The sequence below is a fragment of the Vibrio atypicus genome, from assembly GCF_009811315.1.
Taxonomy (GTDB): domain Bacteria; phylum Pseudomonadota; class Gammaproteobacteria; order Enterobacterales; family Vibrionaceae; genus Vibrio; species Vibrio atypicus.
Genome location: NZ_BLID01000001.1, coordinates 63681 through 76269, shown reverse-complemented (window position 1 = coordinate 76269; position 12589 = coordinate 63681). Strand labels below are relative to the sequence as shown.

General features: G+C 44.3%; 10 protein-coding genes. 6 read left to right on the top strand and 4 right to left on the bottom strand.

The features are described from left to right. Positions 1–17 precede the first annotated feature (17 nt). From pgl to GVO60_RS00325, 3 genes are all read right to left on the bottom strand, one after another. Positions 18–734 (bottom strand): 6-phosphogluconolactonase, encoded by a 717-nt coding sequence (gene pgl / locus GVO60_RS00335; RefSeq protein WP_159650504.1) that lies wholly within the window; start codon positions 732–734, stop codon positions 18–20. After that, positions 731–2233 (bottom strand): glucose-6-phosphate dehydrogenase, encoded by a 1503-nt coding sequence (zwf, locus tag GVO60_RS00330; RefSeq protein WP_162596529.1) that lies wholly within the window; start codon positions 2231–2233, stop codon positions 731–733. The genes pgl and zwf overlap by 4 nt, the downstream gene beginning before the upstream one ends. 362 nt (positions 2234–2595) lie before the next feature. Continuing rightward, positions 2596–5475 (bottom strand): HD domain-containing phosphohydrolase, encoded by a 2880-nt coding sequence (locus GVO60_RS00325; RefSeq protein ID WP_159650500.1) that lies wholly within the window; start codon positions 5473–5475, stop codon positions 2596–2598. 163 nt (positions 5476–5638) lie between these two features. Between GVO60_RS00325 and GVO60_RS00320 the strand changes: the two genes are divergently transcribed. From GVO60_RS00320 to GVO60_RS00305, 4 genes are all read left to right on the top strand, one after another. Then, a complete protein-coding gene (locus tag GVO60_RS00320; protein ID WP_159650499.1) occupies positions 5639–6382 on the top strand; it encodes a phosphatase in 744 nt (247 codons plus the stop codon). A gap of 80 nt (positions 6383–6462) precedes the next feature. Further along, the gene (locus tag GVO60_RS00315; RefSeq protein WP_159650497.1) at positions 6463–6846 is read left to right on the top strand and encodes a cytochrome b562; all 384 of its coding nucleotides are present in this window, start codon (positions 6463–6465) and stop codon (positions 6844–6846) included. Positions 6847–6977: 131 nt separating this feature from the next. Then, positions 6978–7334, top strand: a complete 357-nt coding sequence (locus GVO60_RS00310; RefSeq protein WP_159650495.1) for a hypothetical protein — start codon at positions 6978–6980, stop codon at positions 7332–7334. Between the two features lie 164 nt (positions 7335–7498). Further along, positions 7499–8929: a PepSY-associated TM helix domain-containing protein gene (locus tag GVO60_RS00305; protein ID WP_371862426.1), complete on the top strand. Its 1431-nt coding sequence runs from the start codon at positions 7499–7501 to the stop codon at positions 8927–8929. Positions 8930–8960: 31 nt separating this feature from the next. Here GVO60_RS00305 and GVO60_RS00300 read toward each other — a convergent pair whose 3' ends face one another. Further along, positions 8961–9884, bottom strand: a complete 924-nt coding sequence (locus GVO60_RS00300; RefSeq protein WP_159650492.1) for a LysR family transcriptional regulator — start codon at positions 9882–9884, stop codon at positions 8961–8963. Between the two features lie 387 nt (positions 9885–10271). On the opposite strand from GVO60_RS00300, the gene GVO60_RS00295 reads away from it, so the two are divergent. Further along, entirely contained in the window at positions 10272–11468 is a 1197-nt protein-coding gene (locus tag GVO60_RS00295; RefSeq protein WP_159650490.1) for a glycine C-acetyltransferase, read from the top strand. Then, positions 11468–12499, top strand: a complete 1032-nt coding sequence (gene tdh / locus GVO60_RS00290) for an L-threonine 3-dehydrogenase (RefSeq protein WP_159650488.1) — start codon at positions 11468–11470, stop codon at positions 12497–12499. Before GVO60_RS00295 ends, tdh begins: the two co-directional genes overlap by 1 nt. Positions 12500–12589 lie beyond the last annotated feature (90 nt).

Genomic DNA, 12589 nt, shown 5'->3' with positions numbered 1-12589 from the left:
CTAAATGGACGCTCGCATTACGCGATTTTTGCTGCTGCGTCTGAATCTAAGTACCACTCCGTTTCACCAGTTGTAGACTGGATTTTTGCTGCCGGATAAGGCAGGTCGCTAGCTGGAGTAGTATGAATTTCGTTTACGATTTCTACCTTGCCCGCACCAAGTACGAGGTAGCTGATTCGTTTTGCGGCTTCTAATACTTTTGCTGTTTTAGAAACGCGGATTTGGCCTGATTCAGGATGAGTGGCTAGTACAGATAGGTTCTCATCTTGATAGTCGGTTTGACCTGGGAATAGCGATGCTGTGTGGCCATCTGCGCCAACACCTAGCAGGATCCAGTCGAATACTGGTGTGCCATTTTCACAAGGGATCACTGCTGCCATTTCTTCTGCGAAGCGTTTCGCTTCAACTGCTGGCTCATCTTCACCACGAATACGGTGAATGTTCTCTGCTGGCAGGTTCACTTGGCTGAACAGTAGTGCATTTGCTTCACCGTAGTTGCTCTCTGCATCATCAGGTGCCACACAGCGCTCGTCACCCCACCAGAAGTGTAGGTTGTTCCACTGAATGCCTTCTGCGTATGGTGCCTTCGCAAGTAGCTTAAACAGCATCTTAGGTGTGCTACCGCCAGACAGTGAGATATGCACAGGGCGTTTAAGCTCGCTGAACGCTTTCATATCATTTGCTAGGCTTTCAACAACCTGCTCAGCGGTTTGGAAAATCTTATGATTGATCATAATTCGCAGTAATCCGTATCTGTTAGGTTTTTACAAGGGAATCGCCATGCGCGGTTATCACGCTCAAGAAGGTCATTCGCTTCTTTAGGTCCCCAGGTGCCACAAGCGTAGCCAAATAGCGCTTGAGGATCTTGTTTGAAATCGAGAATAGGTTGAACGTATTTCCAACACGCTTCTACGGCATCACTGCGAGCAAAGAGTGTCGCGTCGCCATTAAGGGCATCAAGAAGCAGACGCTCGTATGCCGTCAGCATTTGAGTCTCTTGCAATGACGCGTAATGGAAGTTCATTTTCACTTCTTTTGCAACAAAACCTGCTCCTGGCTCTTTTAGGCCAAAGCTCATCTGAATGCCTTCGTCTGGCTGAATTCGAATGATTAACTTGTTTTCTGGTGCATTTTGCCCAAAAACAGGGTGAGGCGTTTGTTTGAAGTGAATGACGACTTCTGTCACGCGAGTCGGTAAACGCTTACCAGTACGCACATAGAATGGAACACCATTCCAACGCCAGTTATTGATGTACGCTTTTAAGCCAACGTATGTTTCTGTACGTGAATCTTCGGCAACGCCGTGTTCATCACGGTAGCTAGGAAGAAACTCGCCACGAACGTCAGATTCTGTGTATTGGCCTAGCACAAGGTTATTGCGTAGGTCATCTTCTTCAAGCGGCTTAAGGCACTGAAGTACTTTTACCACTTCGTCACGCATTGAATCAGCGTTGATTTGCGCAGGTGGCTCCATACCAACCATCGCAAGAACTTGCAGTAGGTGGTTTTGGAACATGTCTCGAACCGCGCCAGAACCATCGTAGTAACCACCGCGCTCTTCAACACCAAGGAATTCAGCCCCAGTGATTTCAACGTAATCGATGAAGTTGCGGTTCCAAAGTGGTTCGAACATCGCGTTTGAGAAGCGGAAAACCAATAAGTTTTGAACCGTCTCTTTACCCAAATAGTGGTCGATGCGGTAGATTTGGTGTTCTTGGAAGTGCTCGTGGATTTCTTTATCCAATGTGCGTGCGGACGCCAAATCGTAACCAAACGGCTTTTCAATGATCAGTCGTTTCCAGCCATCGTCTTCATTATTCAGGCCGTGTGCTGCAAGGCTTGCAGGAATCACGCTGTAAAGGCTTGGTGGTGTTGCAAGGTAGAATAGGGTATTGCGTTGTTCGAATTGATACTGGTCAGCAAGTTGATCGAGACGAGCGGTAAGCTTGCTGTAATCTGCGGTATCAGAGGTGTTGATGGCTTGGTAATGCAGATGATTAATAAAAGCATCTAATGTTGCTGGCTCAGTCTTCTCCATTTCTTGAAGAGAGCGCTTAAGCTTTTCACGGTAAGACTCATCGCTGTATTCTGTGCGACTTACACCAAGAATGGCAAAGTTTTGCGGAAGCTGCTTGTTTGAGTAAAGGTGATATAAAGCTGGGATCAACTTACGGTACGTTAAGTCGCCCGAAGCACCAAAAATAACGATGCTGCTGTTTTCTGGTATTACCATCATCTTCCCTTAAAAACGAGGTAGTTATTCTGTGCCCGCTAAGAGGCCGCTTATGTGCTGCCAAACCTATCAGTGACACCACCATATTTATAATCGATACTACCTATAGCTTTGATAGGTAAAACCAAAAATAGATAAATGGGTGCAAACCGAGTGCAACCATACACATACAGGTTCAGAGATAAATCTCTATTCGGCAGCGTATTGTCTATGAGTCTTTGACATACATCAACCTTTGCTGAAGCAATCGATTAAATAATGACTTGTTTTTGGCTAAGTTTTTGATTTTCAACGTAAGGTGAAATGTTGGTTTAATGTTACCAAATGGAGCTTTTGCACTAATGATGGTTTGACGCCGAGTCTTAGAATCTTGCTTTAATATACTCTTTCATTTTATAGATGTGGGCTTCACGGTCATAGTGGGTTATCTGTTCCTCGCTTAAAAACTGTTCCGCGTAGCTTTGATCTAATTCTTGTTCTAAAAATAGCAGGTAGAGTTTAGGGTCGATATGCCCAGTGACGGCCATGTCGGTCATTATTTCGATGGATTCAGACAGTGTCTTCGCTTTCTTATAGGGGCGATCGCTAGAGGTTAATGCTTCAAATACATCAGCGATGGCCATCACTCGCGCGGGAATGGACAATTCATGTTCTGCTAGACCTTTAGGATAACCTTGTCCATCCATTCGCTCGTGGTGGCCGCAGGCTATTTCTGGCACTTCTTTCAAATGTTCGGGGTAGGGAAGTCTGTTGAGCATGGTTATGGTTTGGATAATGTGGTCGTTGATGATGAAACGCTCTTCATCATTCAAGGTTCCACGTTGAATGGATAGGTTATACAGCTCACCGCGATTGTACTTTAGCTCTCCAGGTGATAAGACAAAATCCTCTTGCCAAACATCTTTAGGGTTGACGCCTTGAGGCCAATGAATTTTATGCACGGCTTTGTCACACAGTAAGTTTTCCATAACAGGTAGGCTCGGGGACGGTTCTGCACGCGTTTTTTCTACCCAAGAGACTCCTAGCTGATCGTCTAGCGTTCGCTTCCATTGCTGTTGGCTTATGGTGTGTAATCTGTCGATGGCTGCTTGATTCATGAGTTCGCTACCAATGTTACACTCAGCGACAAAGGCAAAGTCATCGTCTAATTGGTGTTGTTTGCTCGCGAGCTCTTGCTTGAGTGTTTCTCGGTCTTTTTCCCCACTCGCTAACTGTTGCCAGTAATTAATCTCAGCTTGGGCTTTTAATAACTCGAAGCGCATTCGAACTTCATGAATACGGTCGTAAATTGTTTCTAATTTGGTCGCTTTATCGATTACATACTCAGGGGTAGTCACTTTGCCGCAGTCATGCAACCAAGATGCGAGGTGGAGCGCCTCTCGCTCTGCATCATTCATAGTAAAGGTGGCAAAGTGGATCTTGTCTTTGTCAGCAGCTTCAGTGAGCATTTTGGAGAGTGCAGGTACGCGCTGGCAATGGCTACCGGTGTAAGGGGATTTGGTATCAATGGCGGATGCAATCAGTTCGACAAACGCGTTTAGCATCTCTTTTTGTTGTCGAATCTTGTCGATGTTTTCTTTCGCAAGTTCTGCAAAGCTCAAAAGTTCTTTTAAGAAAGCGTGTTTGTCACTTTGCTCTTGAGTAATGGCTCGCTCATATCCGAGTAATAAAATTCCAACTAATTCACTACTTCGGTTAAGCAGTGGAAACAAGTAAATGTCTGAGTTGTAAAGGGTGTCTTTATAATTGGCGACGCTGTTGTCTTCACGATTGAAATGCAACACTTCACCTTGAGCTAAGTCTTTTTGAATCCATGCTGTTGATTGTAGAAATTCATTGATATCAATTTTAAACGGAATGATGGCGTGGTTGGCGGCGGTTTCATATTCGCCATCCGCAGAGTCCTTGGTATAGAGAACGATGGTTTCTGCTCGAGTGACCAAATAGCTCTGATGAGTCACGGTTTTTGCCAACACATTGAAGTCTTGGTTACTGGCTGTCTCACGTAGCAAACGAAGTAAATCGTGCAACGTATGTTCCATTAATTCAATTGAGGTCGTGAGATTGGCGACTTCTTTTATGACGCTTCGAGAATAACGAGTCTTCTTGAAATCAAAACGAGCAATACTATCGGTTTGCTGCATGAGCGCTTGAAGAGGGTTTGCCAGTCGTTTGGCGACGAACCACACCACTAGGAAACTCACGGCTAATAATGAGAAGGCGACTTGGACTTGCTTATTTCGCATACTGAGCAGGTTTTGCAATAAATCTTCTTGTGGTGTTGCTTCGGCGAGAAGAATGCGCGTGTGTTTGTTTAGGCTCACCGGCGTTAAAGTGATGGACCAATTTGTATTATCTTGGGATGCCTGTTCATACAAGATTTGACTGGATACACGGTCCAAGACAGATGCAAAAATACTCCCCTCGAGTTTATCCCTTACAGCGCTGATATCATCATCAAGTTTGATCTCTGATTGATGCTGCGCTAATACATGGAACTGATTGTCAAACAGTATCAGGCGACTAGAGTCCGAGTAACCAAGTTGACTGATTTGTTCTGAGAGGGAGTTTAGGGTGAAGTCCGCGCCAACCACGGAATTCCCGTTTGGGGTTCTTCGAGCTAGGGTAATGCCGTTGGTTTTTAAAAAGTAAAAGAAGTAAGGGTTGGTTAAGCGTATCTCGCCATCTTTGTCAGCGTTTTTAAACCAAGGCCTCGTCCGGGGGTCAAACTTATTATCTCGTGTTGTTTTTTGCTTGAGCAGCTTGTAACTCCCATCTAGAAAGTAGAAAGCATTGGTGCCACTGACTTTGGTTCGATTGACCATTAAGGTTGCTTTAGGTGGCGCACCAAATTGTTCTCGAACACTATTTGAACGGAGTGCTCTAAAGAGTGTTAAGTCGCCTTTTTCATTCGCATAGTAGAGCGCAACAAGACCAGGATTTCGTTCAAATATCAGATTGAGTGAGGTAAGAAATCGAGTATCTTTATAAGGGTTAATGTTCTTTTCAACTATTCGGCTTAATGCCATAAAATCTAGCGTCGTAAAGATGGGGCCTGTTTTCAATTGAAAGGTTGATTCCAGTTGACGACTGTTTTCCCTGCTTAATTCTTTGGCACTACCAGAAAGCAATTCTTGTGCATGTTGGTAGCTGATCGCAATTAAGACAGCTCCGACTAAAGTAGTCAGAATCAAAAATAAACTCGTGATGTGAATACTGAGCGAATAGCGGCGTTTTCTCATGTTCCACCTTTTATTATTAACTTAATAAGTATTAGCTAAATAATGAGAAATCCCCAAATTCTAACTTGTTCTGTTTTTCATCAACTTGTCATGTGTTTATACAAGCATCGATAAACAAAGGCTGATAACATAATCTGCCAATGCTAATTAGACCGTTGTGACTATGAAACTTGTTATTGATACCCACACTCACACCTACGCGAGTGGACATGCTTACAGCACCTTGATAGAGAATGCTCGCTTAGCAAAAGAAAATGGATTAGAGATGCTGTGCACGACAGACCATGCTGAGTCGATGCCGGGTGCGCCGCACTATTGGTTTTTCTCTAATCAGCGTGTATTGCCACGATTCCTTGAAGGGGTAGCGGTAATACGTGGCGTGGAGTCCAATATTCTAAATATTGAGGGGGAGGTTGATATTCATCCAACAACGGATCGAAATTTAGATTGGGTTATCGCTAGCTTTCATGAACCCGTTTTTAGGCCAGCCAACAAAGAAACGCATACTCAAGCGCTGATTAATGTGATTGAAGGTGGACGAGTCGATGCACTAGGTCACCTCGGCAACCCGAATTTCGACTTTGATTTTGAAGTGGTATTAGCGGAAGCGAAAAAGCAAAACGTTGCGATTGAGATCAATAACACCACGCTGAGAGGCAATAGCCGAGTCGGTAGTGTTGAGCGTTGCTATGAGATAGCAAAAGTCGGTAAAGCGCTTGGCGTCTATTTTACGACGGGGAGTGATGCACACTTCTGTCACGATGTGGGCAATTTAGACCTAGTATCTAAGCTCTTGGATGAGGTTGGTATTGCCTCAGAAAAGGTAATTACTCATTCATCTCGTCAGTTTCTCGACTTTTTAGCCCTGCGAGGAAGAGCTCCAATCGCCGAGTACGACCATTTATAAATCGAAACAAATTTGGGATTCAGTGTATCAACAAATTAAGTACACTCTGCCCTTGTTATTAAATCAATAAGTAAAACAAAATGAAAAAGTTACTCCCTATTTTCGCAATTGTAATGTCAGCTCAAACTTTTGCCTCTGATTTTGATTTGAAAGCGGCAATGAAGCAGATGAAGGTGGAATTCAAGCAAGCAGCTGAGGCAACGGAAGTTGACACAATGAAAACCGCTGTTGGCAATTTATCTGAACTGGTTGAACAGGCAAAGCGTGGCGATTACCCACCAGAAAAATTTGATACGTATTTTGAAGGCTTTAGTAAACTTTCGGTGGCACTTGACTCTGTTGAGAGCAAGCTAGAAAGTGGTCAACTAGAAGCGGCAAAAGCAGAACTAAAAGTGGTTGATGATCTGCGTGTTGAGTATCACGACAAACGTAATCCAAGCATCTGGAGCAAGTTGTTCGGCTAGGGAGAGTTTTAGCCCTTCTATCTATTAATTGGTTTTATAAAAAGTTTGATGATAGTTGAGTTTTAAGACTTAAATTGCGGTATTTGTTACTGTTTCGTTATATATTTGCGCTCAACTAATAGAGAGTGACAATGTTACGTACAGTCAGCTTTAACCGAACCATGCTATTCGCAAGTGCCCTTAGTTGGGTGCTTGTCACTTTGATGCCTGTAATTAATGCTCATGGTTCGAATGCTGGTGTTTGGGCAACCCTATGTACAGTAAACGGCTTTGAACTTGTTCAAGTCGAAGAGGGGAAAGCTGAGACTCAACACAGTAAACCTTGTCCATTCAGTCACTTTTCTAGTTTTCACCAAGATTCACTTCCAACCCCACTCTATGTCGCAAGACAATCGATCGCGCCGTTTGAAGCGTACACTTTTTTGGCTCTAAGTGCTCGTTATCAACTGGCGATTCCTCGCGCTCCTCCAATCACATCGTTTTCCTAAATAATTTTAAAAAAAGTAAATCTATTCTAATAAGTAAAGTTCAGGCTGCTCAGCGACTTCCCGCGTTTGATTGATTCGGGGGAGGCTCTGTTGCGCCTAAAAAGGAAAATATTATGTTGGGTAGTCAAATTAAGACTTCGCCTAAAGGACAAGCACGTCCGTCTATTGAACAAACCTCTCAAAAGCAACAAACAGCGAAAGTGCGTTATTTTCTGACTTGGCGTTGGCACTTTTACGCGGGTCTATTCGTCGTTCCTTTTATGATTATGCTTAGCCTCACGGGAATCGTGATGCTATTTGATGATGAAATTGAGATAGCACGATACGAGCAAATATTATCTATTGCAGCGCAAGATTCAGCGAAGCCTGTCTCACAGCAAATTACCGCGGTAAAAGAAGCCTATCCATTTGCATCTGTCACCCAGTTTGTGGCTTCTAATCAGGCTGATGTCGCCAACCGTGTCAGTATTCGATATGAAGATGGACGCTCGCTATTCATTACGGTTAATCCATACACCGCAACTGTTCTTGGGGAAATAGATCGCAGCGATAGTTGGTATCAACTGGCAAACGATATTCATGGAACGCTTCTTATTGGTCAGTGGGGAGATTATTTGATTGAAGTTGCTATCAGCCTTAGTGTTCTGTTGTTGGTTTCCGGTATCTACATGTGGCTTCCTACTGATAATGCGAGTAAAGCGGGCTTTATGAAGATTCGTGTTTCTTCTGGTACTCGTATTCTAGTGCGTGATATCCACACCAATTTAGGCGGAGTACTCTCTGTGGTTTTGCTTTTGTTCATTCTATCTGGTTTAGCGTGGGCTGGTGTATGGGGTGCGAAAATGGTTCAGGGTTGGAATACTTTTCCGACTTACTACACATGGGGTGAAAAGCCCAAATCTGATTTGACCCATGCAAGCTTGAATCATGGTAGCGAGGAAGAGTTACCTTGGAACTTAGAATTAGCGGCCTTGCCAGAGTCAAAAGTACTCGCTGAAGCAGAGGATCATTCAGGACATCATGGTGAAGAATCCTTCGAGCAGCACAACCTTAAAACATATCCGCTTGATGATGTAATCGAGAAAGCGAAGCTGATGGGATTCACTCAGTTTAAAGTCTTTATGCCTCGCTCTGACACTGGTGTGTATACCGTAGCGGCTAACTCAATGGCAGGTGATGTGATTGACCCACGAGATGACAGAACGACGCATTTTGATCAGTACTCGGGAGAAGTGTTGGTGGATGTCACGTGGCAAGATTACAGTGTCGTGGCCAAATTGATGGCCGCTGGCGTTTCGCTGCATCAAGGCGATGTCAGTATCGTGAATAAGCTACTCAATGTCTTTTTCTGTTTGGCGTTCATTATTATTTCAATAACAGGTGTGGTGATGTGGTGGGTACGACGTCCAAAAGGGCGAGCGACACTAGGCGTACCTGCGAGATTTGAGCAAGAGAAAATCTGGCGATCTGGCCTTGTAACTGTATTGGTGGTTGGACTCTGCTTCCCTCTAGCAGGTGCCACTATTGCAGGGGTTGCATTACTTGATTGGCTTATTGTGCGCAGATCTGAACGTTTACAAGCGTATTTAGCTTAGTGATTAATTGGCCCTCACAACGAGGGCCTCTTTATTTGGCCAGTTTATAGGTGAGTTTTTCACTGACGTAATCAATAAAGGCTCTGAGCCTTGCTGGCATATATTTGGTTTGTGGGTATTGCATAGCAACGGCGCCATGGTAGTTACTTTTAATAGTCCAATCGGATAATACCTGGACCACTTCACCCTTGGCTAAGGCTTCAGCTATCACAAAGTCATGGAAAATCCCGATACCGAGCGCATTCTTGACCCCAGTTAGACGCATTTGAGATTGGTTGACTGCGTATCGACCTGTGACTGGAATCGAGTGGTATTCATCATCTTTAAAGAAATCCCAGATATGGTCACGATCATTTTCGGCTAAGTAGAGACAGTCGTGAGATTCAAGATCGCTTGGGTGCTCAGGTGTACCGCGATGTTTTAGATACTCTGGGCTCGCACATAAGACTAAGTTTGTGCTGCCGATCTCTTTCAATACGAGGTTTTCATCTGGCTTGTCGGTGAGCTTAAACGCCACATCAATGTTGTCACGAATTAAATCAATCTCTCCATCTGCTGCGCGAAGCTTGAGCTGAATATCCGGGTATTTTTTTAAAAACGGTACAACAAAGGGTTGCAGCACTGAGTTTAGAAATGCTTCTGGTGCCGCCACCGTCAGCGCACCTCGCATTTCAGTATGATCGGATGTTGATAGCTCTACCGCTTGCTTAGCGGCGTTGACCATGATGATCGCTTGGTCGTACACCTGTTGGCCAGATTGAGTAATGATGAGCTTGCGAGTAGTACGCTCAAACAATTTCACAGATAGCGATGATTCTAAGCGCGTGACCATTTTACTTAACGCAGAGGGGGTGACATCTAACTTTTTCGCAGCCGCTGTAAAACTGCCTTCTTCGACGATCAGAATGAAGCTCGCAAGGTCTGGCAGTAGGGCAATGAGCTTAGTGTTATTCATAAATTTTCACATGTTAAAATGTTTATAAATAAGGTTTTTTTGAGACCAGGATCGAGTTATATCACGGTTTCGTACTGTATGTTTACGGCCAATACACTAATAGGAGAAAGCGCTATGCAGCAGGCTGTTTACCTACTCGACCTTTGGGCAATGCTCGAAAATATCTTGCTTGTTGCCTTGGGTATCTTTCTACTTTCTGGTCTAACAATCGTGTTTGACGGACGATAGTAGAACTTATTTGTGCCTCAGGTTCAATAATGTTTTTCCACCTGATGGGATAATGGAAGTCCCTTGCTTCGATTACACTTAAGCAATCAGATGAGAGCGGAAACTACTCTCAACACAATAACGAGCAATTGCTTAAGATAATAATTAGGAAGGAATGAAATGACTTCTGCATTCTACGAACAGATTCAAAATCAAATTGAAGAAGTAAAGTCTGAAGGTCTTTACAAATCAGAGCGCGTCATCACTTCACAGCAACAAGCTGCTGTGAAAATCTCAACTGGTGAAGAAGTACTTAACTTCTGTGCAAATAACTATCTTGGTCTTGCAAACCACCCAGAACTTATCGAAGCGGGTAAGTCGGGCATGGATCAGCACGGCTTTGGTATGGCATCTGTTCGTTTTATTTGTGGTACTCAAGACATCCATAAAGAGCTTGAGCAAAAACTTTCTACATTCTTAGGTAAAGAAGATACGATTCTTTACACCTCTTGTTTTGATGCTAACGCTGGTCTATTTGAAACAATCTTAGGCAAAGAAGATGCAATCATCTCTGACGCACTAAACCACGCTTCAATCATCGACGGTGTTCGTCTATGTAAAGCAATGCGCTTCCGTTACTCGAACAACAACATGAAAGAGCTTGAGCAGCAACTTATTGCAGCAAAAGAAGCAGGTGCTCGCCATATTCTTATCGTGACTGACGGTGTGTTCTCAATGGACGGCGTAGTTGCAAACCTTCCTGCTATCTGTGATCTTGCAGATAAGTACGGCGCGTTGACTATGGTTGATGATTCTCACGCAGTTGGCTTCATGGGTGAAAACGGGGCAGGTACTCACGAGTTCCATAACGTTGTAGACCGTATAGATATCATCACGGGCACACTTGGTAAAGCAATGGGCGGCGCATCAGGCGGTTACACCTCTGGTAAAGCAGAAGTGATTGACTGGTTACGTCAGCGTTCTCGCCCATACCTGTTCTCTAACTCTGTTGCTCCTGCAATTGTGAACGCATCTATCCGTGTTCTTGATCTCCTTAAAGAAAGCGGTGAACTACGTACTCGTCTATGGGAAAACGCAGCGCACTTCCGCACTCGTATGGAAGCTGCTGGTTTTACAATGGGCGGCGCTGATCACGCGATCATTCCAATCATGCTGGGTGATGCAAAAGTAGCGGCAGAATTTGCTGAACGCGCTCTTGAAAAAGGCATCTACGTGGTTGGTTTCTCATTCCCAGTAGTACCAAAAGGCCAAGCTCGTATTCGTACACAAATGTCAGCAGCGCACTCTCGTGAGCAGCTAGATCGCGCTATCGATGCTTTCATCGAAGTGGGTCGTGACATGGAGATCATTAAGTAATGAAAATCAAAGCACTATCAAAATTAAAGCCTGAAGAAGGCATCTGGATGACTCAAGTGGACAAGCCTGAAGTTGGCCACAATGATATCCTAATCAAGATTAAGAAAACCGCTATCTGTGGTACAGACGTTCACATCTACAACTGGGATGAATGGTCACAAAAGACAATTCCAGTCCCTATGGTTGTTGGCCATGAATATGTAGGTGAAGTGGTTGCTATTGGCCAAGAAGTTCGCGGCTTTGAAATTGGTGATCGCGTATCTGGCGAAGGCCACATCACTTGTGGTCACTGCCGTAACTGTCGTGGTGGCCGTACTCACCTATGTCGTAACACGATTGGTGTGGGCGTAAACCGTGAAGGTGCGTTTGCAGAATACCTAGTGATCCCTGCGTTCAACGCGTTTAAGATTCCTGAAGGCATTTCTGATGACCTTGCATCCATCTTTGACCCGTTTGGTAACGCAGTACACACGGCGCTTTCTTTCGACCTAGTCGGTGAAGACGTGCTGATCACAGGCGCAGGTCCAATTGGTATCATGGCTGCTGCGGTTGCAAAACACGTTGGTGCACGTCACGTTGTTATTACTGACGTGAACGAATACCGTCTAGAGCTTGCTCGTAAGATGGGTGTAACGCGCGCAGTTAACGTTGCTGAGCAAAAGCTTGAAGACGTAATGTCTGAGCTAGGCATGACAGAAGGCTTCGATGTAGGTCTAGAAATGTCTGGTAACCCATCAGCATTCAACTCAATGCTAACGACAATGAACCACGGTGGTCGCATTGCTCTGCTAGGTATTCCACCATCAGATATGGGTATTGATTGGAACCAAGTTATCTTCAAAGGCTTGGTTATCAAAGGCATCTATGGCCGCGAAATGTTTGAAACTTGGTACAAGATGGCTTCACTGATCCAATCAGGCCTAGATCTAACGCCAATCATCACTCATCACTTTAAGGTTGATGACTTCCAAGCAGGCTTCGACGCTATGCGTAGCGGGCTTTCTGGCAAAGTTATCCTTGATTGGGAATAACAGAATTTAGTTTTTAATTAGCAAAAGGCGACAGGTTTAACTGTCGCCTTTCTTGTGTTTGGAATGATGTAAATACTCTTCCTTTAACGA

What these genes read in the sequence shown, in the direction of transcription:
- pgl (WP_159650504.1), bottom strand. Translation starts at nt 734, where the DNA reads ATGATCAATCATAAGATTTTCCAAACCGCTGAGCAGGTTGTTGAAAGC.
- zwf (WP_162596529.1), bottom strand. Translation starts at nt 2,233, where the DNA reads ATGGTAATACCAGAAAACAGCAGCATCGTTATTTTTGGTGCTTCGGGC.
- GVO60_RS00325 (WP_159650500.1), bottom strand. Translation starts at nt 5,475, where the DNA reads ATGAGAAAACGCCGCTATTCGCTCAGTATTCACATCACGAGTTTATTT.
- GVO60_RS00320 (WP_159650499.1), top strand. Translation starts at nt 5,639, where the DNA reads ATGAAACTTGTTATTGATACCCACACTCACACCTACGCGAGTGGACAT.
- GVO60_RS00315 (WP_159650497.1), top strand. Translation starts at nt 6,463, where the DNA reads ATGAAAAAGTTACTCCCTATTTTCGCAATTGTAATGTCAGCTCAAACT.
- GVO60_RS00310 (WP_159650495.1), top strand. Translation starts at nt 6,978, where the DNA reads ATGTTACGTACAGTCAGCTTTAACCGAACCATGCTATTCGCAAGTGCC.
- GVO60_RS00300 (WP_159650492.1), bottom strand. Translation starts at nt 9,884, where the DNA reads ATGAATAACACTAAGCTCATTGCCCTACTGCCAGACCTTGCGAGCTTC.
- GVO60_RS00295 (WP_159650490.1), top strand. Translation starts at nt 10,272, where the DNA reads ATGACTTCTGCATTCTACGAACAGATTCAAAATCAAATTGAAGAAGTA.
- tdh (WP_159650488.1), top strand. Translation starts at nt 11,468, where the DNA reads ATGAAAATCAAAGCACTATCAAAATTAAAGCCTGAAGAAGGCATCTGG.